The sequence below is a fragment of the Arthrobacter sp. PGP41 genome (assembly GCF_002953935.1).
Lineage (GTDB): Bacteria > Actinomycetota > Actinomycetes > Actinomycetales > Micrococcaceae > Arthrobacter.
On the sequence record NZ_CP026514.1, the window covers coordinates 1968723 to 1992398 of the forward strand.

General features: G+C 60.2%; 20 protein-coding genes. 3 read left to right on the plus strand and 17 right to left on the minus strand.

Translation table 11 applies throughout. From position 1 onward, the window contains the following. Window positions 1-209 precede the first annotated feature (209 nt). Genes C3B78_RS08885 through C3B78_RS08895 form a run of 3 tightly spaced genes read left to right on the plus strand, consistent with a single transcriptional unit; the run spans window position 210 to window position 3256 of the window. Window positions 210-1694: an APC family permease gene (locus C3B78_RS08885; RefSeq protein WP_104997750.1), complete on the plus strand. Its 1485-nt coding sequence runs from the start codon at window positions 210-212 to the stop codon at window positions 1692-1694. A gap of 20 nt (window positions 1695-1714) precedes the next feature. Then, complete coding sequence (locus tag C3B78_RS08890; RefSeq protein WP_234005563.1) at window positions 1715-2485, plus strand: SDR family NAD(P)-dependent oxidoreductase; 771 nt, start codon at window positions 1715-1717, stop codon at window positions 2483-2485. Window positions 2486-2512: 27 nt separating this feature from the next. Next, on the plus strand, window positions 2513-3256 hold the full coding sequence (locus C3B78_RS08895; protein WP_104997751.1) for an SDR family oxidoreductase: 744 nt from the start codon (window positions 2513-2515) through the stop codon (window positions 3254-3256). Window positions 3257-3520: 264 nt separating this feature from the next. On the opposite strand, the gene C3B78_RS08900 is transcribed toward C3B78_RS08895, so the two are convergent. The 17 genes from C3B78_RS08900 to srlA all read right to left on the minus strand — a co-directional run bounded on the left by C3B78_RS08900 (window position 3521) and on the right by srlA (window position 23087). Then, on the minus strand, window positions 3521-4555 hold the full coding sequence (locus C3B78_RS08900) for a DUF4192 domain-containing protein (RefSeq protein WP_104999711.1): 1035 nt from the start codon (window positions 4553-4555) through the stop codon (window positions 3521-3523). A gap of 1385 nt (window positions 4556-5940) precedes the next feature. Next, window positions 5941-6186, minus strand: coding sequence for a hypothetical protein (locus C3B78_RS19675; RefSeq protein ID WP_158677224.1), 246 nt, complete (start codon window positions 6184-6186; stop codon window positions 5941-5943). A gap of 85 nt (window positions 6187-6271) precedes the next feature. After that, the gene (locus tag C3B78_RS08910) at window positions 6272-7774 is read right to left on the minus strand and encodes an NAD-dependent succinate-semialdehyde dehydrogenase (RefSeq protein WP_104997752.1); all 1503 of its coding nucleotides are present in this window, start codon (window positions 7772-7774) and stop codon (window positions 6272-6274) included. A gap of 89 nt (window positions 7775-7863) precedes the next feature. Next, window positions 7864-9549 (minus strand): thiamine pyrophosphate-dependent enzyme, encoded by a 1686-nt coding sequence (locus C3B78_RS08915; protein WP_104997753.1) that lies wholly within the window; start codon window positions 9547-9549, stop codon window positions 7864-7866. Window positions 9550-9676: 127 nt separating this feature from the next. Then, the gene (gene lipA, locus C3B78_RS08920; protein WP_104997754.1) at window positions 9677-10636 is read right to left on the minus strand and encodes a lipoyl synthase; all 960 of its coding nucleotides are present in this window, start codon (window positions 10634-10636) and stop codon (window positions 9677-9679) included. Between the two features lie 52 nt (window positions 10637-10688). Further along, a complete protein-coding gene (locus tag C3B78_RS08925) occupies window positions 10689-11585 on the minus strand; it encodes a serine hydrolase domain-containing protein (protein WP_104997755.1) in 897 nt (298 codons plus the stop codon). A 106-nt stretch (window positions 11586-11691) separates the two neighbouring features. Continuing rightward, the gene (locus C3B78_RS08930) at window positions 11692-11988 is read right to left on the minus strand and encodes a hypothetical protein (protein WP_104997756.1); all 297 of its coding nucleotides are present in this window, start codon (window positions 11986-11988) and stop codon (window positions 11692-11694) included. A 144-nt stretch (window positions 11989-12132) separates the two neighbouring features. After that, on the minus strand, window positions 12133-12951 hold the full coding sequence (locus C3B78_RS08935) for a pyruvate, water dikinase regulatory protein (protein WP_234005564.1): 819 nt from the start codon (window positions 12949-12951) through the stop codon (window positions 12133-12135). 48 nt (window positions 12952-12999) lie between these two features. Then, window positions 13000-15411 (minus strand): phosphoenolpyruvate synthase, encoded by a 2412-nt coding sequence (gene ppsA / locus C3B78_RS08940; RefSeq protein WP_104997758.1) that lies wholly within the window; start codon window positions 15409-15411, stop codon window positions 13000-13002. Between the two features lie 226 nt (window positions 15412-15637). Further along, window positions 15638-16903 (minus strand): dihydrolipoamide acetyltransferase family protein, encoded by a 1266-nt coding sequence (locus tag C3B78_RS08945; RefSeq protein ID WP_104997759.1) that lies wholly within the window; start codon window positions 16901-16903, stop codon window positions 15638-15640. A gap of 1 nt (window position 16904) precedes the next feature. After that, on the minus strand, window positions 16905-17924 hold the full coding sequence (locus C3B78_RS08950; protein ID WP_199775367.1) for an alpha-ketoacid dehydrogenase subunit beta: 1020 nt from the start codon (window positions 17922-17924) through the stop codon (window positions 16905-16907). 19 nt (window positions 17925-17943) lie between these two features. Further along, a complete protein-coding gene (locus C3B78_RS08955; protein WP_104997761.1) occupies window positions 17944-18915 on the minus strand; it encodes a thiamine pyrophosphate-dependent dehydrogenase E1 component subunit alpha in 972 nt (323 codons plus the stop codon). A gap of 49 nt (window positions 18916-18964) precedes the next feature. Then, window positions 18965-20281, minus strand: a complete 1317-nt coding sequence (locus C3B78_RS08960) for an NAD(P)H-dependent oxidoreductase (protein ID WP_104999712.1) — start codon at window positions 20279-20281, stop codon at window positions 18965-18967. Between the two features lie 88 nt (window positions 20282-20369). After that, window positions 20370-20765 (minus strand): transcriptional regulator GutM, encoded by a 396-nt coding sequence (locus C3B78_RS20385; RefSeq protein ID WP_104997762.1) that lies wholly within the window; start codon window positions 20763-20765, stop codon window positions 20370-20372. After that, window positions 20762-21172, minus strand: a complete 411-nt coding sequence (locus C3B78_RS08970) for a PTS glucitol/sorbitol transporter subunit IIA (protein ID WP_158677225.1) — start codon at window positions 21170-21172, stop codon at window positions 20762-20764. The genes C3B78_RS20385 and C3B78_RS08970 overlap by 4 nt, the downstream gene beginning before the upstream one ends. Window positions 21173-21195: 23 nt before the next feature. Further along, window positions 21196-22284, minus strand: coding sequence for a PTS glucitol/sorbitol transporter subunit IIB (srlE, locus tag C3B78_RS08975; protein WP_104997764.1), 1089 nt, complete (start codon window positions 22282-22284; stop codon window positions 21196-21198). A gap of 2 nt (window positions 22285-22286) precedes the next feature. Further along, the gene (gene srlA / locus C3B78_RS08980) at window positions 22287-23087 is read right to left on the minus strand and encodes a PTS glucitol/sorbitol transporter subunit IIC (protein ID WP_234005566.1); all 801 of its coding nucleotides are present in this window, start codon (window positions 23085-23087) and stop codon (window positions 22287-22289) included. Window positions 23088-23676: the final 589 nt, after the last annotated feature.

Sequence of the window (23676 nt, forward strand, 5' to 3'; positions counted from 1 at the left end):
CCGTTAGGCCCACACAATTGCGCTCTGTGCAGGAGCGCCGCTTTGGCGTGCCCCGGAATCAGCGAGGGGCTGCTGGAGCCGCTAAATATTGTGAAAATCTCTTGCCTAACTAACGCTCGTTAGCCTACAGTCATCGCAAGGTCCGAAGATGTACCTGCAGGAGTCTCGACCTCACGATTACCTGAAGTAATTCGACAAGGGGATCCACTATGAGTAATTTCACCAGTGCCGAACGCGACGAGTCGGCCCTGCGCAATACTACTGAACCTTCAAGCCAGCTTCGCGGCCATCTTGGCGTTGGAAGCATCCTGTTCTCCGTCGTAGCATGGGCCGCGCCGCTGTTGGTGGTTGTGGGACTGATGCCGTCCATGATTGCCTTCGGGGGCAACGGGATTATCGCTGCACTGGCGGTCGCCACAGTCATCCTGCTCTTGTTCTCCGTGGGATATACGGCTGTCACCAGATATGTGGAACGCCCAGGCGCTTTCTACGCCTACATCACTGCCGGCTTGGGCAGAGAGACCGGGCTGGGTGGCGCCTTCCTCGCCATGTCGGGCTACCTGGTCCTCCTTCTCTCCACGTGGGCCGCGTTTGGCGTGTACGGACGCGCGCTGGTAGTGGATACATTCCATGGGCCCGATCTGCCGTGGTACCTCTACGGGTTGCTCGGCGCCCTCCTGGCGGGAGTAGCTGCGTACCGCAAAATCGAGCTCTCGGCCAAGACACTTGGCGTGGCCCTGATCCTGGAAGTCGTCCTCGTCCTGGTGTTCAATCTGCGGGTATTTTTCGACGGAGGCCCTGCTGGTCCACCGCTGGGTGCCTTGACATGGGACGGTGCCAGCACTGGCAACTTTGGTCTTGTGCTGTTGTTCGCGATGCTGTGCTTTGGGGGTTTTGAGTCCTCGGCGATCTACCGTGAGGAAGCTAAAGACCCCAACAAGACAATTCCCAGGGCGACCTACATTGCCGTCATCCTTATCGGGCTGTTCTACCTCGTGGCGGCTTGGGTAATGCTGACTGCCTTGGGGCCGCAAGGGGTGGCTGATGCCCGGGCGGGCGGAGCAGTTGCCTCCATGTTCGGCGACCTCGCCGCTTCTTACGTGGGCAGTGTGGTGCCTGGCATCATCAACGTCCTAGTGGTTTCCTCGACGTTTGCCTGCCTCCTGGCCCAACACAACGCTGTAGCCCGGTACGCCTACTCTCTTGGCAAAGACGGCGTCCTACCACGGACGCTGGGCGTGGCACACGCCCGGCATCATTCCCCATTTGTAGCCTCGCTTATTGTCACCGCGCTCGAAGTCGCGGCAGTTGTAGCCATCGCCGCCGGCACTGCCTTCGACCCCGCCGGCACGGAGGCCTTCACGGTCTACATCCGCCTGAACGGCCTGGGTGCGATCGTCGTCGTCGCGCTCCTGGTCCTGGTCTCCGGAGCAGTCCTCGTTTACTTCCATCAGCACAAGGTGCCAGGTCGCGGGGTATGGAAGACGACGATTGCCCCGGCCTTGGCCTTGGGCAGCCTCGCCATCGTGCTGGTGCTCAGCTTCCTCAACGTTGATTCGCTAATCGGGGCGGGACCCATCGCTTCCTTGGCCTTCACCATCCTTATTCCCTTGGTGTGGGTGGGCGGCATTGTGTACTGCCGCTGGTTGCAGAAGGCCAAGCCTGCTGTCTACCAAAAAATCGGCCGCCAGTAGGCGGTCACCGGCTTACGGACATGACTACCAAGAAGGACACCACCATGACACAACGTCTCACCGGCAAGATCGCTGTCATCAGCGGAGGAGCCAGCGGCATGGGCGTCAGCCACACCCGCAGGATGATCCAGGAGGGGGCGAAGGTCATCTCTTTCGACCTGCATGAGGGCGCGGGACCCCTACTCGTGCATGAATTTGGCGAAGACAAACTGATCTTCCTCCGAGGAGACGTTAGGGATGCCCAGGACTGGGCCAGGGTGGTATCGGCAGGGCGGCAGCATTTTGGCACGCCGAATGTACTGGTCAACAATGCAGGTATCTCTCCACTGCAAACACTGGAAAAGGTATCCGAGGAAGACTACCGCCGCGTGATCGATATCAACCAGGTTGGCACCTTCCTGGGAATGCAGGCCTTGATTCCATCGCTGCAGGAAGGCGGCGGATCCATTATCAACATCGCATCCACCGCAGCGCTCGTCGGGTTTGCCGATTTATTCCCCTACGTCGCATCAAAGTGGGCGGTGCGCGGAATGACAAAAGCGGCAGCACTGGAACTGGCGAGAGCTGGCATCAGGGTTAATGCCGTATGTCCGGGAGACACGGACACCCCGATGATTCGCGCCATAGCTGACACCCCCTCAGGAGCGCTTCCGCCAGCTACTGACCTGCCATTCAAAAGGTGGGCGCAACCTGAAGAAATCAGCGCCGCCGTCGCCTTCCTCGCCTCGGACGACTCGTCATACATGAGCGGAAGCGAACTTGTCATCGACGGCGCCTTCACCGCGCAGTAGCACCCAGCAAACAGAAAGAGAAGAACATTGGACCGAGTCAAGGGCAAGATCGCGATCGTGAGCGGAGCAGCCAGCGGCATGGGCGTGGAACATGTCCGCGCCCTGGTACGGGAGGGAGCAAAGGTGGTGGGTTTTGACCTTGTTGAGGGGGAGGGGCGTGTGCTCGTGAACGAGCTGGGCTCCGACAATTTCCACTTCCTGCCCAACCACAGCGTTACCTCTGCGTCCGATTGGGCAGAGGTTGTCCGGCACTGCGAAATCAATTTCGGAGCGCCGACAGTCATGGTGAATAACGCAGGAGTTTTCCGATCGACGCGAGTCGAAAGCGTTACGGAGCAAACATACCGGTCCGTTATCGATGTGAACCAAATCGGCTCGTTCCTTGGCATGCAAAGTGTTATTGCAGCAATGCGATACGCCGGAGGCGGGTCAATAGTGAATATCTGTTCCACCTCCGGCCTGGTGGCCTTCGAAGACAATTTTGCCTACGTGGCGTCCAAGTGGGCAGTCCGAGGGATGACAAAAGCCGCAGCCCTTGAGCTGGCCGCAGACGGCATTCGCGTAAATGCTGTCTGTCCCGGAGAGACGGAGACACCCATGCTGCTCAACAGCACGGAACCCGGCACCTCCTTGCCGCCGGAGAGCTTTCCATTCGGCCGGTGGGCCAGGCCTGACGAGATTGCCTCAGCCGTGCTGTTCCTCGCCTCAGACGAATCGTCGTACATGAGCGGCAGCGAAGTTGTCGTGGACGGGGCGTATACGGCGGGCTAAACGTGCTCGGGGGGGTAGCTGCAATGGCAATGACCGTTCGGCACTTTCGTGGATTTATTGGTCAGTTATCGCGGTAAACAGAGCCAAGGCCGTTGGTCGCAACAAGGGCGCCTTCCTGGCGGAGCCTTGAGGCATTACGCGCCAGCTCTCTGACTGGGAAAGCCCGGACATCGTGGAAACGAGAGCTCTCACGCCCACGTCCGCTAGCCGGGTAGAGAGCAGATAATGGATATTCCGTCACCTCCTGGCTTCGATACATGTGCTTCACGGCAGGCCGTAGGGCAGTGCCTTGTAGGCGGTGTCTTTGTTCATGTTCCAGCCGGCGACGATGCCGGAGCCGATCATTTGGTCGCTGAGGCGCGCGAGGCGGTAGGCGGGGTCGCTGTCGAGGGCGAGTTGGAGGAATTGGTGTGCTTTGCTGCCTCTGCCTTCCCACCAGTTGATGTAGCCGATGGCCGTAAGGACCGGTGCTGCGTGTTCTGCGCTGGTGAGGGTGTAGGCGTGCAGGAGCAGTTGTTGTGCCCATTCGATGCGTGACCACTTCGGGGCCTGGTCGGTTTGGGCGAACAGGATCTGCTGCATCGGTTCGTCCACGCCGGGAATGTCTGCGATGAGCCGATCGCGGATCGCAGGGAACTGCAGGTTGGCGACCAGGGCGTGGCAGTCGTCGTCGCTGGGGAAGGTTTTGGAGTCGAGCATGTCGGCCCAGAGTTTCCGGCCTTGCTGGAGCGCGGTGTCAGTTGGTTGAGAGGCGATGGTGTTCATGTGGTGTTCGACGGCGGCCGCTTTGGCTGCTTCCTGGCTGGTGGGTGGGAGGGTGATGCGGTTGGTGGGTTCGATGTAGCTGCCGCGGTAGATGAATTCGGCGTTGATTGCGCTGGTCTGGGTGGAGTTGACGGGCAGGGCGAGTCTGGTGCCGGGTTCGCCGTCGTAGGGGGAGAAGGTTTTGTCTCCGACGAAGAGCCCGTCGCGGATGGTGATGCCCTGTTCGGCGAGGACCCCGGTGAGCGCGGCGATCGTGCCGGCATACGGCCTGGCCTGTCCGTGCTGGGCTGTTTCGGTGGTGTAGACGGCGAAGAGGATCGACGTGGCGGTGGTGTCGCTGGTCAGGTAGTGCGCGACGGTGCGTGCATAGGGGAGTTCCTGGCCGGGTTCGCGGGGGAGGTCGATGCGCAGGGTAGCGCCGATGCTGTTGTCATTCAGAGTGATGCAGACCAGGCTTTCCTGCGGCCAGAAGCCCAGGGTGTGCCCGATGAAGCTGAGGACATCCGATGGTGTTGTGATCGTGAGTTTTTCCATGATCTGTTTGGTTCCCTTCACCCTTTGTGATGCCGTGGTTTCTGCGGTTGTTTCTTGTGGGCGTCGTTCTGGTAGGGGACCAGCCGCTGGGTTGAGGGGCCGGAGTGCAACTTGGGGGACCGGCGCCGGGGCGAAAACTTCATCCGCGGGGACTGCTTCCAGGATGTGCGTGGAGAAGTTTTCGTTTCGGGGTCGGCGCGGTAGCGCCCTGGTTGCGCGGAGGACCTGCCCAGCGATCATGGGTCATATCAGAATGACAAGCACCGGTTACAGCTTTTACTTGTTCATCGGGTTATCGGGATCAGGCAGCATGACTTCTGCGGTGGGATGAGCTACTCGGCCATAAGGAGTCGGTGCCGCGATTCACGGCGTAGGAGGGGAATCGGCGCCGGGCTCAGCCCCTGTCAACGGTGGGGCTTTGGGGTGGTTTGATTAGTCGGTGCTCGGTGAAGTTCCGTAATGAGCGGCCTTGAAAATCATGACCACGCGCTTGTTTGTCAACCTCGCTTGATGAGGACCTTAGTCTCAGACGCCTCGTGGTCTTTGTCCTGTTGGCGGTTTGTGTCTCCACTGCTTCCTTGGGCGCTTGGGCAACCCGGCGTCGATGCCCGGCGCGCCTTTTCTTCACCGCCGCGAGCGGAGGCTGAGCTCGAAATGCTGTCTAGTCGCCATGACCACAGCCGTGAACGTCTCCATGTGCCCGGATTCCGATTGGGTTATCCGGGCTGCAGGGCAGACCGGAATTCCTGAACGCGCGCTGCGGGCGTATGTTGCCGCGGCAGCGACCGTGAATGCTACTGCCCCGACGTGTGGGATTGGTTGGAACACGGTGGCTGTCGTTGGTTTCGTCGAAACTGCGCGCGGGACGTACGGCGGCGGCAGCCTCACGGCGGAGGGGCAGGTGGGCCACCGCATTGTGGACCCGGTGCTTGACAGGCTCCTTCCGCCGTTTATTCCGATCCACCCCCGCGGTGCGGGTTCTCAGGGCGAGGGGAGTTCCATAGACAGGACCAGCCGGCAGTCGGCCAGACTGGAGCGTCACATTCTTGGAACACCAAACGCTTGGTGTGGCGTGCGACCGGTCAGCTTGCAAACGGGGGAGCGGAGGGCATAGCGGTGACTCCAGGATAGTTGAGCAAAGAATTAACGCCCAGCCGGGCCTTGGCAGCCCGATGGAATTCGATGTGCCTTGACCTTGCGGGCAAACCCGCCCATAAGGGCCAGCCCGGGCGACGATCTGTTAGTTGGGATCTAAGTGCAGAAACGCCTTCTGGACTCTACTCTGACGGCATTTGAGCGAAAGCCTGACGTCAGACTGGCGCGTGGCCCAACCAAACTCATCGCAGAAGTGAAAACTGCTTCATCAACAAAAGCCCGCGACACGATCAGCAGCTGGCCTTATAGGCGGCCTGACATCTTGCGATTTGTCTGCTCTCCCAGGCGTTGAAGGTCAAGTTCGACTGCGAGCCGGGACTCAATTCTGCCTTCACGAGTGCCGAAGCTTGTTCGTCGTCGGTTATTGGAAGAGCTGGCACCTGCAGGAACTGCAGTTCGACTCTGGTTGGAGGTTTTTTCGGCCAGTGGGTCATGAAATAGGGATGACAGATCCAGAGCAGCGCCGGGGCGATCAATCATGGCTGCCTCCTTTATTGGCCTTGTATCTCGGTGCCGCGGGCGCTAGCTGGCGGGAGACATGTCCGCAGTAGGCAAGCATTCTTAGCCGCCGTAGGGGTCTGCGATGCCGATGTATTGGGTGGTGGTGTACTCGGCGATGCCTTCTGATCCGCCTTCGCGGCCCAGGCCGGATTGTTTGACCCCGCCGAAGGGTGCTGCGGCGTTGGAGATGACGCCGGCGTTAAAGCCGACCATGCCGAACTCTATCTGCTCGGCCACCCGCAGCAGCTTGTTGAAATCCTTGCTGTAGAGGTAGGACGCGAGTCCGTACTCGGATGCGTTCGCCAGCCGGATGGCTTCTTCCTCGGTGCTGAAGGTAGTGACTGGGGCAACGGGGCCGAAGATTTCCTGGCCCAGGATCGCTGCGTTGTTGGGCACGTTGGCGAGGACGGTGGGCTGGTAGAAGTAGCCGGGCCCGTCCAACGGTGCGCCGCCGGTTACGGCTACTGCTCCGGCGTCGACGGCGGCACTGACCAGGGCGTGCACGTCGTCGCGTGCCCCGGCGTCGATGAGTGGGCCGACTTTGGTGGTGGGGTCGGTGCCGCGGCCGGTGGCAAGGGCGCCCATCGCTTTGGCGAACTTGGCGGTGAACTCGGCGGCTATGGTTTCGTGAACGAGGAAGCGGTTGGCGGCGGTGCAGGCTTCGCCCATGTTCCGCATCTTCGCTGCCATCGCGCCTTCGACGGCGGCGTCGAGATCGGCGTCCTCGAATACGATGAACGGCGCGTTCCCGCCCAGCTCCATGGAAGTCCGGAGCACGTTTTGTGCGGCGTCGGCCATGAGTCGTTTGCCGACCGGGGTGGAGCCGGTGAAGCTCACCTTCCGGAGGCGGGAGTCCTTCAGCAGCGGGCCGGAGATCCCGGATGCGGAGGAGGAGGCGACGACGTTGAGGACGCCGGCGGGCAGGCCGGCGTCGAGCATGGTCTGGGCGAAGTACTGGGCGGTCAGCGGGGTGAGTTTGGCGGGTTTGAGGACCATGGTGCAGCCGGCGGCGATGGCGGGGGCGACTTTGCGGGTGGCCATCGCGAGGGGGAAGTTCCAGGGGGTGATGAGCAGGCAGGGGCCGACTGGTTTGTGCTGGACGAGGATCTTGTTTTTGCCCTCGGGGGTGGTGAGGTAGCGCCCGTAGTCGCGGACGGTTTCTTCGGAGAACCAGCGCAGGAACTCGGCGCCGTAGGTGACTTCGCCGCGGGCTTCGGCCAGGGGCTTGCCCATTTCCAGGGTCATCAGCAACGCGAAGTCCTCGGCCCGTTCGGTCACGAGGTCGAAGGCCCGGCGGAGGGTTTCGGCACGGGTCCGGGGTGCGGTGCGGGCCCAGGACGCTTGGGCGGCGTCAGCGGCGTCAAGCGCGGCGATCGCATCCTCGCTCGTGGCTGAGGCGAGGGTGGCGAGGACCTGCCCGGTGGCGGGGTCGTGCACGTCGAACGTGCCGCCGTCGGACGCGTCCCGCCACTCCCCGTTGATGAGCAGGCCCGTGGGCACCGAGGCGAGCAGGGACGCCTCACGCGCCTGGGTGATGGCAGCGGAGATCTCGGAGACAGTCATGGAAAAATCCTTCGGAGGTGTCAGTTGCTTGCATGGCGTGCGGGTAAACCGCGGTGTTTAGGCGCTGGCGCTGCACTTGAGGGGTGCGCCTAGTAGGCTCTGACCCTCTGCTCGACCACGAGGTGGACAAGTGCGAACACTTTGTCATGGTCGATTGCCTGAAGTGCAGCGTCTATAGCAGCGGGAATCTCGGAATCATGTTCGACTTTTATGCCAAAACCTCCGAAGGCCTGGGCCATGAGCGCAAATTCAGGGTTTTTGAGCTGGGTGCCTGAGACCCGGTGCGGGTAGTGCTTTTCCTGGTGGCTGCGGATGGTTCCGTATTCTTGGTTGTCCATCACAATCACGAGCGGTGTTGCCCCATATTGGGCAGCTGTGGCAAGTTCTTGTCCATTCATGAGGAACTCGCCGTCTCCAGCGATGGTGACGACCCGTCTGCCGGGGTATTCCAGGGAGGCTGCGATCGCGGAGGGAACGGAATACCCCATGGAGCCGTTCCGGGCGCTGATCATGGACGCGTAGCGCTGCGTGGGAAAGTAGCGGTGTGCCCAGTTGGTGTGCTCGCCCGCCCCTAACGTGATCATGGCGTCCCGAGGCAGCGTGGGCACAAGGTTCGCCATTAATGTATCCATCCGTGCCTGGCCGGAAGAGGGTGTGGCCGGGGGCAGCGCTGCGAAGGATTCCTGTTCAGCGCGCATTTTGGCCGTCCACTTCGTCCATTCGTCTCTGACGGGAAGGTTGATCTTGGCCAAGTCCCGGATGAAGACCTCCGGTTTGGCGACGATTTGGTAGGAAACTGGACCGGAACGGCCGCGGAGCGAGGGGTCGATGGTGACGAGGAAGTTCTTCTTGTTCCAATCCTGCCGACAGACGAAGCCGTCCGTTATAACGTCCCCGGGGACCGTGCCCACAAAAACCAGCAAGTCCGTTTCTTCGAGTAGGTCATATGTGGGGCGGGGCCGCCCGTAACCTATGGGCCCAACGTAGGACGGTGAGTCGAACGGGACCGTGCCCTCGGTGCGCCACTCAGCTGCCGCGGGAATGTGGTGCTTTTCCAGCCACCCTGTGAGGCGGTCGGCGCATTCCTGGGTCCAGTCGTTCCCGCCTGTGACGAAGAGCGGCTTTTTGGACGCTGCAAGGGCGTCAGACAGTGCAGCCGCGTCCGTTGTTGTCATCCCCCCAGCAGCTACCGGAATGGGAGGGTGCAGTTCGGAGGAGATCTGCTCACGGATGACGTCTTCGGGGAGACCGACCACCACTGGACCTGGCCGACCGCTCATGGCCGCGAAGATGGCTTCAGCGACGATTTCAGAGGCACGTTCTGCGTGGTCAAGGACCATGACGCGCTTGGCGCCGCTATCGAACCACGCCTTGATGTCGAACTCTTGGAAGGCTTCGCGGTCTCGGTGTGCGAATGGGATTAGACCCACGAAAAGCACCATTGGGGTGGAATCCTGCCAAGACGTATGCAAGCCCACGTGTGCATTTGCTGCCCCCGGCCCACGGGTAACCATAGCGATGCCCGGAAGTTGGTGCATCTTGCCGTCGGCTTCCGCCATGTAGCTTGCCCCGCCTTCGTGACGGCAAACAACCGTCTCGATTTCAGAGTCGTAAAGCCCATCGAGGACATCAAGGAAACTTTCGCCGGGCACCACATGGGCACGTTTGACTCCATGGGCGACCAGCGTGTCCACGATAACGTGCCCTGCCGATTTCAGGGTCGGCGCCTGTTCATGGGTTGTGAGCGCGGTTTGGTCCGCTGTGGTCTGCGTCATTGCTAAGTGCCTTTTTGTGGTTGATTTCGGATGAAGGTGGCGTGGGACCCTCCGGAGTCATTCGGCGTGGGGGAGACGACTCTGTTCCGGAAGGCGGCGACAATACCAAGCGGTCGGTGCGCCGGTGTTATCCCTGGAGATTTGCAGGTTGGTTAGGAAGTTTGTGGCCTTTTTTGCTCGAGGCTTCTGCCCACAACCGACCGGCCCGGTATGAGGAACGAACTAAGGGTCCGCTCATGACCCCTAGGAATCCGATTTCCTCTGCCTCTCTACGAAGGTCGACGAATTCCTCGGGTTTGACCCAGCGGGCAACAGGATGGTGCCTGGGGCTTGGGCGGAGGTACTGATTTATGGTGATCAGATCGCATCCCGCCTCATGCAGTTCCTGTAGCGTCTCGGATATCTCCTGACGCGTCTCGCCCATGCCGAGTATGAGGTTGGACTTTGTGACCATGTTGTTCTCTTGGCCTTGCCGGATGACATCCAGGGATCGCTCATAGCGGAAGGCGGGACGAATCGACTTGAAAATCCGTGGGACTGTCTCCACGTTGTGAGCGAAAACTTCGGGGCGGGCGTCGATGACCTGTTGGATGAGCGGGCGGTGCCCGGTGAAGTCAGGAATGAGTATTTCCACACCGGTTCCCGGGTTTAGAGAATGGATCTGGCGGATGGTTTCGGCGTATAGCCAGGCTCCCTCGTCGGCCTGATCGTCCCGGGCGACTCCAGTGACTGTGGCGTATTTTAGGCCCATGGTCCGCACGGACTCCGCGACTTTAACCGGTTCCGTCAGATCAAGCGGGTCCGGCTTTCCCGTATCGATTTGGCAGAAGTCGCAGCGTCTCGTGCATTGCGAGCCGCCGATCAGGAACGTTGCTTCTTTGTCTTCCCAGCACTCGAAAATGTTGGGGCACCCCGCCTCCTCGCAAACCGTGTGGAGGCCTTCCCGCTGCACCAGTTTCTTTAGTCCAACGAAACTCGGCCCGGTCTTGACCCTACTTCTCATCCACTCGGGTTTGCGTTCGAGAGGTGTAGCGGCGTTGCGCGCTTCCACGCGCAGCAAACGCCGGCCTTCTGGCACCACACTCACGTTCGTACTCCTTATTGCTTCTTTGGTTTATGCCTGGCCGTCATTGCGGCGATCAAGTCGTGGGCTGAGGCATGCCTGCAGATACAGCTGCCGGAATCCTACGTTTCGGGAGGGCGTACGAGCGCAGTACGGCCGTCGAGGTCTCAGGCCATGAGCGGGCTGCCCAAGTATCAAAATCCACAGTCGAGAGTGCAGCGCAAGCCAGTCCTGCATCGCGGTCCACCCACAGGAAGCTGCCGCTGACGCCGAAATGTCCGAAGGCTGTGGGCGAGTTATCCGGGCTGGTCCAGTGGGGAGACTTGGTCCCTCGGATTTCAGCTCCTGCACCCCAGTCATTGTCGGCATGGTGTCCAAAGCCTGGAAGGAAGCCGGACAAGCCAGGGAAGGCGAGGGATGAGAGCCTCTCTACAGAGCCAGGAAACAACATCGGCTGCAGCAGCTCCTGAGCCAGCAGCGCCACATCAGCAATTGTCCCTTCAGCGCCTTTGGACGGTGCGCCGCGCAGTGTGGTGTGCCGCATGCCCAAAGGCTCCAGTACTCGGTCCCACATTTCGTCCTTGAAATCTTTGCCGCTCGTGGCAGTAAGGTGCTCCGCGGCAATGTCGATCCCTGCATTGGAGTAGATTCTTCGGGATCCGGCGGGAGCTTTAACCCTGCCGTCTTCAAAGTTCACACCTGAGGCGTGTGCCAACAGATGCAGAACAGTGGAACCTTTAGGTCCGGCTGGATCAGTGAGCGCGATGACACCGCTCTCTGCCGCGTCGAGCACGGTCAGAGCAGTTAGTAGCTTCGTGACAGACGCGAACCGATAAACTCGGCCGGAATCGTGACCACCGAGAATCCCATTCTCTCCGACTACGGCCAGAGAAGGATCTCCGGGCCAGTTTTGCAGTTGTTTCAGGACTGTGCCCGCCAGGGGAGGACAGTCATTGGCGTTTAGTGCGGTCATTGGGTACCTTTCCGATGTTGGCTGCGGATGTGAAATGGGTTGTGAGCAGGAAGCCCGCCAGGCCGCGCCCGCTGGATCTCGCATCCCTTACGCTGACGACTCGTCGTCAAGGTTTAGGGAACGGAAGGCCGCTACACGGCTTCCCTTGCAGCCGGACCGCTGTGATGCCGTCCACCTTGAGGAAGAACCTGCGTTCGCCGTCATCCTTTTGGATCAGCCAGAGCCCGCTGCCGTCCGGCATCACGTCATCAACCCAGCCAGATGCTATTCGTTGGCAATCCTGGATGAGAGCGATCTGCGTTCCCCTTTGAATCCTTCCCCAATTCATGACGGATTGCTTTTCATGAAAGCTACCGCCGGACCGCCGTGTTGTTATCGGCGACATCGGCCTGTCGATATCCATGTCTTCTTCCTTCGGGAACGTCAGGTGGCTAGTGCCGCCTCTGTGATGCTGGGGCTTGAAAGGGGTAATGCATACGGAATGTGTTGCCTTGCTTTGCGCCCCAGTGGACCTTGGCCGCCGACAAGCGTGTGCAGGAGATTGCGATCAATGATGAAGGTGCATTCGCTGGAGGATGGTGGCCGCAATTTCCTCCACCGACATGCTTGCTGAGTTGACGTAGGGGATATTCTTCGCAAGATACATTTCCTCCGCCTCGCGCACTTCGTATCGGCACTGCCGCAAGGAGGCATACTTTGATTCGCGGCGGCGTTCGCTGCGGATTTGGCTCAGGCGTACCGGGTCAGAAGTTAGCCCAAAGCACTTGCTGAGATGTGGAAGCAACAGGGGTGGAAGCATGCCCCTTTCGAAGTCTTCTTCTACGAGCGGGAAGTTGGCCGCGAGGAGGCCATGCTGCAGCGCGAGATACATGGTGGTAGGAGTTTTCCCGCAGCGGGACGGTGCGAGAAGAATTAATTCAGCGTGCTCCAGCGCGCGGATCGACTGACCGTCATCGTGCTCGAGAGCATATTCGACCGCAGCCATCCTGGATTGGTATCTAGCGACATTCCCAAGACCATGTGCTTGCCCGGGTTCACCGCTAGCGGGGCTGTTTAGGGTTGCTTCAAGTCCTCCGATGTGGGTCCCGAAGAAATCGATAAGCAGCCCCCCGCTGCGGCTGAGGATTGCCCGTATTTCGCTGTTGACGGCTGTGGAGAAGATGATTGGGCGGGGCCCGGTGTCAGCCAGGCGGTCAATCATGGCAACCGCTTCAATTGCTTGTTCCTGTGAGGTGACGAAGGGAATGGTGTCCCTGTCAAATCGTTCCTGAGGGAATTGGGTGAGAAGCGTGTTGCCGAGGGTCTCCGCAGTGATCCCCGTACTGTCCGAGAGAAAGAACACTGGTCGTGCGAGTGGATGGTTCACATGGTTTCCTTGGGGAGGAGGAGCCCAACTCAGCGGACGGGCAATCAGCTAGACAGTTGTGAGTGGTTTGATCTTGATGGCAGCAATCCGCGCCCTCGTTTCCACAACGCTGTCAGGGTTCAGGGAGAGAGAATCTATCCCCTGGGCCACGAGCCATTCAGCGAAGTCGGGGTGATCGCTGGGCCCTTGGCCGCATATCCCGACGTATTTGCCCTGGGCTTTGCAACTTTGGATGGCAAGGCTGATCAAGTGTTTTACGGCCTGGTTTCTTTCGTCGAAGCTTTCGGCAACCAGCGCTGAATCCCGGTCGAGTCCAAGCGTGAGCTGGGTCAGGTCGTTGGATCCGATGGAGAATCCGTCGAAGTGTTCGAGGAATTCGTCGGCCATCAATGCGTTGACCGGGAGCTCGCACATCATGATCACTTCCAGGCCGTTTGCCCCACGGTTCAGCCCGTTGGCCGCAAGCAAGTCAACAACGGCGCGCGCCTCAGGCACCGTGCGGACGAAGGGGACCATGAGTTTGATGTTGGTTAGCCCCATGATGTCGCGCACGTACTTCACTGCCTCGCATTCAAGCTCGAAGGCGGCCTGGAAGTCGGAAGAGACATAGCGCGCGGCTCCACGGAATCCGATCATCGGGTTTTCCTCTTCGGGCTCGTACTGATTCCCGCCCAGAAGGTTCGCATATTCGTTGGACTTGAAATCTGAGAGCCGGATGATCACCGGGTGTGGGGCGAATGCTGCCCCGAGTGTGGCGATGCCCTCGGCCAAGCGCTGAATGTAGTAGTCGCGTGGGCCAGCGTAGGCTGCCATCCTGCGTCGGATTTCGGCCATGGCGGTTTCCGGAATGCCCGGCTGTTGCCCCGGGCCGCTTTCTTCCATCGCAAGCAATACCTTGGGATGGATGCCGATTTGGCGATTGATGATGAATTCCAGCCGTGCCAGCCCTACACCGGCGTGGGGTAACCGGGCGAAGCTGAATGCCTGCTCGGGGGTGCCGACGTTCATCATGATCTTTGTGGGCAGCTCGCCAGTTTCTTCTGCGGTATTTTCTTCGATCTCGAAGTCGAGCTTTCCTTCAAAAACGAGTCCCGTTTCTCCACTGGCGCAGGAGACTGTCACTTCCGTGCCCTCGGAGAGTGCAGTGGTGGCGTTGCCGGTGCCTACGATTGCAGGGATGCCCAGTTCACGGGCGATGATTGCCGCATGGCAGGTGCGCCCGCCCCTGTTGGTGACGATGGCTGACGCCCGCTTCATGATCGGTTCCCAGTCAGGGTCGGTCATGTCGGCGACAAGGACCTCTCCTGGCTGAAACTGGGACATGTTCTCCAGCGAGCCAAGGACTCGGACTGTTCCGGCGCCGATGCGCTGTCCGATCGCGCGTCCTTCCAGGAGCACTTCACCCTGTTCCAACAGGCGGTACCTTGTCAGCAGTCCTGCCGGTTGCCGGGACTGGACCGTTTCAGGGCGTGCCTGGAGGATGTAAAGGCGTCCATCGGATCCATCCTTGCCCCATTCGATGTCCATGGGGCGTCCGTAGTGCTGTTCGATTTTGAGCGCTTGCCGGGCGAGTTCATGGATTTCGTCATCGCTGATGCTGAACTGGTCACGGAGTTCGGCTGGGACGTCCTTGAATTCGACGTTACGCCCCGATTCCGCTTCGGCGTAAACCATCTGCACAGCTTTCCCGCCGAGGCCTCGCTTCAGGATGGCGGGCCGGCCTTCCCGGAGGCCGGGTTTGTATATGTAAAACTCGTCAGGATTCACCGCACCCTGAACCACTGCTTCGCCCAGTCCATACGACGAGGTGATGAAGACGGCTTCCTGGAATCCCGTCTCGGTGTCCATGGTGAACATGACACCCGATGCCGCGAGATCTGAGCGCACCATGCGCTGCACACCAGCTGAAATGGCTACATCCGCGTGTGTGAAGCCGTGGTGGACACGGTAGGCGATGGCGCGATCGTTATAGAGGGAAGCAAAAACTTCCTTGACGGAAACCAGGATGTTGTCGATACCGGAAACGTTGAGAAACGTTTCTTGCTGCCCAGCGAACGAGGCATCAGGAAGGTCTTCGGCGGTCGCGCTCGAGCGTACGGCCCAGGAGACCTGGTTCTCCGAAGCTGCAGCTACAAGAGTCTGATACGCGTCCCTGATTTCTTTTTCAAAGGATTCGGGGAAGGGTGCTGCGACGATCGCGGCCCTTATGCGGGCGCCAGTTACAGCCAAGGCCTCAACGTCAGTAACGTCCAAATCCGTGAGCTCTCGCTCGATCAGGTCCGTCAGACCCGCGGAGGCAAGGAAATGCCGGAAGGCATCCGCCGAGGTTGCAAACCCGGGAGGTATGTTGACGCCGGCGGCGGTCAGGTTCTGGATCATCTCGCCAAGCGAGGCATTCTTGCCTCCGACGCGATGAACGTCGTCCATGCCTACTTCCGAAAACCACAAAATATTTCCCACTGAGTTCCCTTGCCGGTTGCGTGTCTGAGCCCGGCATGCCCCCACTGGGGTGCCGGAGCAGTTCGTTGTGTTTGTTTTGGAAGATGGTGTTCCTGTCGCGCCTGGACACGGAACACCATCTTCCTTTCCTCGGGGGACCGCCAGGAGGTCGTGGCGGGGCTCGGCCACTCAGAAGACAGCTGAGTGGAACGGGCTACCCGGGGGATCGGGGTCCTGAAGCTCGCCCCTACTTGATTGCGCCCAGTCGGGTTGGATCGGAAAGGATCTCCCTCAGGGTGTTGAGGTAACGTGCGGCGTCCGCCCCGTCGGCGATCCGGTGATCCACGGTCAGACCGACTGTGCAGCCTGTCCGCACCCCAAAAGTGTCCTCGCCCGTGGCCATGACTTTCGGACCGACGGCTCCGCACGAAATGGCCGTGGACTGACGGGGGGTCAGCAAGGCGTTGAAAGAATCGACGCCGTAGGATCCGAGGTTCGAAAACACCGCGGTCCCTCCCGACAGGGCTGCCAAGCTGGTTTTTCCCTCGCGCACTGCCTGGGCGGTTGAACGTACTTGCTCGTTCAACTCCAGGAGCGGGACCAGGTCCGGGTTGTGGAGCACTGGCGCCAAAAGGCCCCTTTCCGAATCAACGGCCAACCCGATGCCGATATGGGGATTCCGAACTACGTTCGAGTCCTCCCAGTAGTCATTCAGATGATGGTGCGTGCGCAGGGCGAGTGCCTGGGCCTTGATGAGAATGGTCGTCCAACTTGCCCCTCCAAGGAGAGTCTTGCGGACCTTGGCCAGTCTGCTGAGGTCCACATCCGCGTATGCGGTGAACTGGGGGATGATCGCGGACGCCGACATGACCTTCGCCACCTGGGTACGCATCCTCAGCCAGCCTTGGTCGACTCCTGTAACCGTCGCCGTCTGGGATGCCGGAACAACCTCCTGTGCTGGGCGCGCCGGCGTGGTGGGCTGGACCTGCTTGGGATGTACGGAGTTAGCAGAGAGTTGTTCGATGTCCTGGACGCGGACCGCGCCCCACGGACCGGTGCCTTTAACAGTTGCGAGATCGAGGTGGTCCTGCTCGGCCAGCCGGCGGGCGAGGGGGACGGCAGTTGGGCGGGAGACGGACGCCGGGGCGCTGTCCTGTGCGGGTTGAGCGGCCGGTGCCTCTGCGTTCTCGGGAACGGCCCCTCCGTCGGTTGCCTCAAGGGACGCCGTCGGTTCTGGCTGTCCGCCCAGGAGATCTCCAAACAGGTCTTCGGCCTCGGTGTTGATGAAAGCGATGGGGTCGCCGACTTTGATGACATCTTCGGGGGAGGCGACGATCCGGCTTAAGGTTCCGTCAACCGGGCTTTCAACCTCCATCTCCACCTTGTCCGTGGTGACCTCGCATACGGGCTCTCCGGCAGCGACGGCATCTCCGGCACCTTTGAACCAAGCGACCATGATGCCTTCTTCCATGGTCATGGACATCTTCGGCATGGTCAGTGGCATCTCGGCCATGTCACCACTCCTTTACCATCTGGAGCGCCGCCTTGACGATGTCGTCGGTTTGGGGCACCGACGCCTTCTCGAGTTGAGGGGCGTAAGGGATGGGGATGTCCAGTCCTGCGAGCCTCTTGATGGGCGCCCGCAGGTGAACGAACGCTTCCGACTCGGAGATGATGGCAGCGACTTCGGACATGAAACCCAGCGTCCGTACTGCTTCCTGAACCAGGAGGACACGTCCGGTCTCCATCACCGACTTCAGAATGGTCTCTTCATCCAGGGGTTTCAGGGTTCTGGGATCGATGACGGTTGCTTCGATGCCGGCGGCCGCCAGCTCTTCGGCTGCTTCAAGAGCGCGTGATACTTCGATGCCGGTTGCGAGGATTGTGATGTCCGACCCATGACGGCGTACCTTGGCGACGCCCAGGGGCGTGCGTTCGGCCGCTACCGGCACCGGGCCGCTGGTGCGGTACAGCAGTTTGTGCTCGATTACGATGACCGGGTTGGGGTCGTCAATGGCTGACAGGAGTAGGCCCTTCGCCTCAGCCGGTGTCGACGGCATGACGACTTTCAGGCCTGGGATGTGAGCAAACCACGCTTCAAGGCTCTGTGAGTGCTGTGCCGCAGCCCCCGTGCCCGATCCGCCCGGTGCCCGGATAACCAGGGGTACGTTGACCGCGCCGCCGAGCATGAAATGGATCTTGGCGGCCTGGTTGGCAATCTGGTCCATAGCCTGGGCCGTGAAATCAGAAAACTGGATTTCGACGATTGGTTTCATGCCGGTCATGGCAGCACCGACACCGGCGCCGACAGTGCCGAGTTCGCTGATGGTGGTGTCTCTCAGGCGCTCTTTGCCAACTTTCTTGATGAGCTCTCCAGTAACACCGAACGCACCGCCGTACACTCCAATGTCTTCACCCATCATGAAGACAGTGGGGTCTTCGTCCATGGCCTGTCCGAGCGCACTGCGGATTGCTTCGGAGTAGGTCATCGTCTGGACTTGTTGGTTGTGTTGTTCTACTGCTTCATTAGCCACTGCTATTCCATACTTTCTGTCAGCTCGCGTATACGGCGGAAAGGAGCTCGTCGGCGGATGCGTCCGGTGCTGCGTTTGCTTTTTGCACGGCGTCACGGAGTTCGTCGCGGGCTTCGTTGCGGACCTGCTCTATGTCCTGGCTGGTTAGGCTGCCGGCTGCCAGAGCTTTCTGCTCGAACGCCAGGATCGGGTCCCGTTCGCGCCATTCGGCGATTTCCTCCCGTGTGCGGTACAGGTTTTTGTCGCTTTTTGAGTGACCCTTCCAGCGGTAGGTCTTGGCTTCGATGAACGTGGGGCCGTTCCCGGCGCGGGCCCTCGTGACAGCTTCGTTCACGACTTCAAATACGGCCTGTACGTCGTTGCCGTCAACGGTGTAGCCGGGGATGCCGTAGCCCTTGGCCCGGTCTGAGAGCTGTTCGAGCCGGAAGGCCTCTTCTGAATTCATCGACATGCCGTACTTGTTGTTTTCACAGATGAAAATGACGGGGAGATCCCACATCGCGGCAAGAATGACGCCTTCATGCCATGCGCCTTCGCCCATGGCGCCGTCCCCGTGGAAGCAGACGGCCACCTGGGACGTGCCCCGCATCTGTGCTGAAAGTGCTGCACCTGCTGCGATGGGCACGCCTCCGGCGACGATGCCGTTCGCCCCGAGGTTGCCGGTTGTGGTGTCTGCGATATGCATTGATCCGCCACGTCCCCGGCAGTATCCGGTTTCCTTGGCCAAAAGCTCAGCCATCATCTTTTCCAGGTCTGCACCCTTGGCGATGCAGTGGCCGTGACCCCGGTGGGTGGAGGTGATGTAGTCGTCACGGTTAAGGGCAAGGCAGGCTGCTGTGGCCACGGCCTCCTGGCCTATGGACAGGTGCATCGTTCCGTGCATCAGTCCGCGGCCGAAAAGATCGTCCACGCCCTCCTCGAATTTGCGGATCTTCCACATCGTGCTGAGCACCTCGCGCGCCTGGGTGGGGTCGCTCGCTATTTCAGTCATTTTCCCTCATCTGGTGAAACGGTTAGCTGGGGTTGGCAGGCTGTGGTCATCACAGGGTTGCGAGGATCTCGCCGGCCAGGGTTCCTTCTGTGAGCAGGACATCCTGCATGCGGCGCAGGGCGACGATGGTTTTGCGCTCGTCCAGGACAACGTCTTCGTAGGTCAGGGCCGCACCCTTGGGAACGTCCCGGCGGAGCACTGCCCCGTACGCCAGCCCGATAGGCAATTCGCCATTCTTGGCAGCTGTATCAGCTGCCACCGCATCGCCGTAAACCGTGAAACCGCCGATGCCATCGATGGTTTCTCCGGCTTTCAGATCCTTCTTTGCCGTTGCCACGACGTCTGACTCCCAACAGACGGGAGCCAGCGAGGGCGTCCGGTCGATCACGGCCTCGCCGATGGACAATACAGCCTCGATGCTTGCCAGGTGGTACGGGCGGTAGAAGGAGTAGTAGGGTCCTTCACCGAACTTGAGGTACTCGAGTTCTTCCCTAACAACCGGGTCGTCGGTCTTTCCAACAACGAACACGCCGGGGGCGACAGGGCCGGTCGCGTAGTCAACGACGCCTTCCTTGGGCAGAACGCCACCTGCAGACTCGGGGCGGAAGGTGTCATGCAGTTCAGGAACCGTGCTCGGCGCGCCGATCATGGACCGCTGCGACAGCGGCAACCCGGTGGCATTAGACAATGCTGCCATCTCGATCATGGTCTTTGTCCCGTCCACAAAGCTGCAGAGCATGCGGGGGTTCATTCCCTTGGATGCGGCCTCTTCGGTCAGGGTATCCGGGGTGGCGTCGTGGTTCAGGGGGTTGTTCTTGCCCTTGCCCGCGCAGACTACCTCCAGTCCGATGTCCTGGACATATTCGACAAGCTTGAGGCATTCGACGGGCTCATCGCCGCGGCAGACCGTGTAGATTCGACCTGTCTGGGCGGCGATTTTGGCGAGAAGCAGGCCGACAGTGACGTCCGCTTCAACAGTCATCAGTGCCACGTCCTTTCCGCCGAGCAGCGACGCCAACGCGACCTTTGCCGCGACCTCCGGAACACCCGAACATTCGATAACCAGGTCGATCGGCAATTTCGGCAGGATGAGTGCGTCGTTCACGGCTGCACGCCCACCGGAATTGATGACAGCTGCAAGCTTGGCCACGTCGTCTGCCTGGCTTACCTCTTCGATGCCGGCATTCTTGAATGCCTTCACGGCCCGCTCAAGCTGGACGTCAGCAATGACGGTGATATCGACGCCCTTCTGACGGGCGATCTGGGCCACGAAGCCGGTTCCCATTTGTCCTGCACCCACCAAACCGACACGAACAGGCCGCCCTGCCGTGAGTTCGCGGTCCTGCAGTTTCTTGACGTATCCCATCTGGAACACCAACCTTTCAATGATTTTCTTCGATCCAATGGTATGCACCTTGGTGCAAACATGAATCACATTTGTGTTTAAGTATCGCCTAAGCCGTCTTTTGTGACAAGGGCTTTGAGCTGAGCTGTTTGTATTGCTTCTGCGCTTCCTGCAATGCCTTGTTCATCAGGGCAGAGTGGGCACGGGCAGTTGCGCTTGAGAGGGGGCCCAAAAGGTCGGCGTGAGGCCGGAACCGGGCAAAGACGGTTGAACCCTTCATGGCCTGGGCTGCCACGACGCGCCTGGATCGTTCATCAACGGCGAGTACAACAATGGCGCCCCGAACGAAGCCCTTGCCTCGGCCTGATACGAGGGCAACTGGCTGTCCACTGTATTGGTCAGCCATCCGACGAACTGTCCTTGCATATGCGCGTTGCTGTGCCCAGCTCAACAGCGCTCCCAGCACCAAGGCTCCACCGAGAAGGAGTGCGAATTCGGTGTTCACCGTGAACCGCCATCAGCGGCGCGGAGTAGTTCGATGACGTCGCCGGGGGCGGGGGCCGTCAAAGCTGCTGCCACATGGAGGGCGCCAGGCAGGATCTTGTCGCCGGGAGCCTTATTGAAGTAGACAACGACGTGACCGAGTTCTTTGAGATTGTTGCCGGCGATTTCTCCAACAGAGATGAGTTCGGCCGATTCGGCCCCGACCTTCAGTACGTCGCCTACCTGCGGCGTCTGCTCAAGTGGTTGAAGGGGTTCGTGGAGAACGCTGATGTCCCCCAGCGCAGGGGGGCATGGGGGCGAGAAGAGGATCATCACGCCACCTTCAATCATGTCCCTGGCTTCGTCGGCCACGGCAGTGACCTGAGTGCGGAAATAGGACTGGGTCTGGGTATTCAACGTTGAAGTCACCTTTTGTAGTTCTTTCTGTCAGATCAAACGAGGAGGAAGCTGGCCAACCAGGCAATTACCACTGCCAAGGGCGAGGTGATGAGTCTCGAGAAGAGGACCGCCGGAGTTCCAACGGCGACCGTTTCCGGTTTTGCCTCTCCCAGCGAGAGCCCGACGGGAATGAAGTCGCAGCCCACCTGACCGTCGATAGCGAAGAGCGTGGGAAGTGCGTACTGGACGGGCAAGGCACCGGTAGCGATTTGGGTTCCCATGAGCACCCCTACAACCTGGGCGATTGCGGCCCCTGGCCCGAGTATCGGCGAAAGGACGGGTATGCCCGTGATGACTCCCAGCAGGATCAGCCCGAGCGGGTTTGAGGCAAGCGGCTGGACACCGGCTGCGATCCACTCAGAGATGCCGGTGTAAGTCACGAAACCAACCAAGAGGCTGACGTAGGCCATGAACGGCAGGATGGTCGAGATGGTCAGGTTGACGGCCTGGCGGCCGGACGACAAAAGGGTAGATATCAGATGCCCGATGATGGTCCCGAATTTGACCACGAAGTTAGAGAATGCACCGAGGATGCCCGTCCGGCGCTCTTTGTTAGCACCCTCCTCCGCTGCAGTAGCCGAGCTCGACCCCGACAGGGGCCTGTCCTGATTCCGGGATTCGCGGGTGTCTGCGGCACCCGCTGTTGTTGTCGCTCCAGCCGCCCCTTCTGCAGCGGCGGAGCCGGCTTGCACCGATGCTGCCTCACCAACAAGTTCTATGTTTCGCACACCCACGGCAGAAACGAAGAGGTCTTCCGTGATGAATTGCGCCAGCGGCCCCCCGGGCTCCCCTGGAAAAACATCGACAGTACTGATCTTCTTGCGCGGATAGACTCCGATGCGGGCGGTCCCGCCGCAGTTGATAACGGCCGCAAGAACACGGCTGTCATCCATATGGTTCACGAATCCGTCTACCGCTTCTCCCCCTGTAAGCTCTGCAATCCGTGCAGCCACAGGATGGATTCCGCCACCCGTCACCGAGAGGACGACATTTTTCTCTTCAGTAGGAGTGAGCACGAAGCCCGGGCCCCATCCTCCGTTGCCTGCGCTGACACGTACGGCGTTGTATTGTTTCTCGCTCATGGTTATGCGACACCTCCTGCAACAGCTTTGCCTGCCTTGTGCCGGCGAGTTCCGGCTTCCTTGAACGCCCTGTCGTACTCGTTAAAGACAGCGTCCTGACCGGTGCGCTTGATCATGATGTTCGTGATCCATTCGGTCGTGATACCGCGCAGGAAGATCACGACGATCCCGACTAGGAAGTAGAGGAGCGCCAAGAGCGCGTACTTCTCCGGAGCTGCTTTCAGAACACCTGCCGATACACCCATCCAGACGAAGAGTTCGCCCGCATTTGCTTGCGGAAAAAATGAGGTGACGGGGTGCACGAACGATACTGCGGAGTCGTAAAAGGCTGGTTTTTGGCGCTCGGGGAGGAACTTTCCAAACGAATAACACATGGGATTGGTCAGCATGATCACTGCCAACACAGGCATGAGGGTGTACCGGGTAATCGCGTATCTTCCGGACCATTGGACTGCACGGGTAACGCGCTCTTCACCGATCCAGGTAGTGATCGCGTACATGGCGGTCAGGAGGACGATCAGTGTCGGGAGAATTCCGGTGACGAGGCCGCTGAAGTTCTTGCCGGCCTCCTCGAAGAATCCGATGAAGCCTGAAGCGGCCCACTCAAGTCCTTGAACGACAGGGCTGTCTGAGGCCGGCGGCGGAGGTGTTGGCTCATTGGCTAATTGGAGCGCCAGTAGTTGAATCCCCACAATGTTCCTTTCGTAAGTGACGTCTTCGTCTACAGATGGAGGTTCAGGCAGCGGGTCGATCATCAAGATCCGCCCACCGACGGTCTGCACAAATGTGAAAACCGAAATCACAAAATCTGCATGTGATTCATATAACACCAAAAAGTCCCTCCCTTCAAGTGATACTCAGCGTCAGTTCTCACTGTTGCCCTGCGCGCGGAGTGCCCGAAGGGCGAATTCGTCTCCGGTCGGTAACCATGGCGATCTTTTCCATTGGGCGTGCCGCCCGACGCACCCTCAATTTCGAGGCTGACCGTCGCGATCCGCGTAGATGGCAGTCGATGAATGAGCCGCGTGACGGTTGTAAATAGAGCCGCCATCCTGACACGATGCCGTGTGACCAGCGGGCCGCTGTGGGTGCTTATTCCGCGGTTGCACTTCGCGGCGGGTGATCCGATCTCGGACAGGCGGTGGCGGCGCTGGGTGTCTCCGGGCACCTTGTTGCGAACTTGCACGGCTGATGACGCGGCCGTGCACGCGCCGCAGGACGGGACTCCTCGATGAAGACCGCGAGCCAGCAACTCGGCAAGTTGCTGAAGGAGAGGACTGGGGTGTTTGGGCTGGGGTGGTTGGGCGGGCGACCTGGTGGAAGTCCCGGCTTGGCCCCCAGAAGGAGGTTCCAGCAAAAAGTTGGTAGGGAGGGCAGACGCCAGCTTATTTC

Coding starts and splice junctions, on each gene's coding strand:
- C3B78_RS08885 (WP_104997750.1), top strand. CDS start 210: ATGAGTAATTTCACCAGTGCCGAACGCGACGAGTCGGCCCTGCGCAAT.
- C3B78_RS08890 (WP_234005563.1), top strand. CDS start 1,715: ATGACTACCAAGAAGGACACCACCATGACACAACGTCTCACCGGCAAG.
- C3B78_RS08900 (WP_104999711.1), bottom strand. CDS start 4,555: ATGGAAAAACTCACGATCACAACACCATCGGATGTCCTCAGCTTCATC.
- C3B78_RS08910 (WP_104997752.1), bottom strand. CDS start 7,774: ATGACTGTCTCCGAGATCTCCGCTGCCATCACCCAGGCGCGTGAGGCG.
- C3B78_RS08915 (WP_104997753.1), bottom strand. CDS start 9,549: ATGACGCAGACCACAGCGGACCAAACCGCGCTCACAACCCATGAACAG.
- C3B78_RS08925 (WP_104997755.1), bottom strand. CDS start 11,585: ATGACCGCACTAAACGCCAATGACTGTCCTCCCCTGGCGGGCACAGTC.
- C3B78_RS08930 (WP_104997756.1), bottom strand. CDS start 11,988: ATGGATATCGACAGGCCGATGTCGCCGATAACAACACGGCGGTCCGGC.
- C3B78_RS08945 (WP_104997759.1), bottom strand. CDS start 16,903: ATGGCCGAGATGCCACTGACCATGCCGAAGATGTCCATGACCATGGAA.
- C3B78_RS08955 (WP_104997761.1), bottom strand. CDS start 18,915: ATGACTGAAATAGCGAGCGACCCCACCCAGGCGCGCGAGGTGCTCAGC.
- C3B78_RS08960 (WP_104999712.1), bottom strand. CDS start 20,281: ATGGGATACGTCAAGAAACTGCAGGACCGCGAACTCACGGCAGGGCGG.
- srlE (WP_104997764.1), bottom strand. CDS start 22,284: ATGAGCGAGAAACAATACAACGCCGTACGTGTCAGCGCAGGCAACGGA.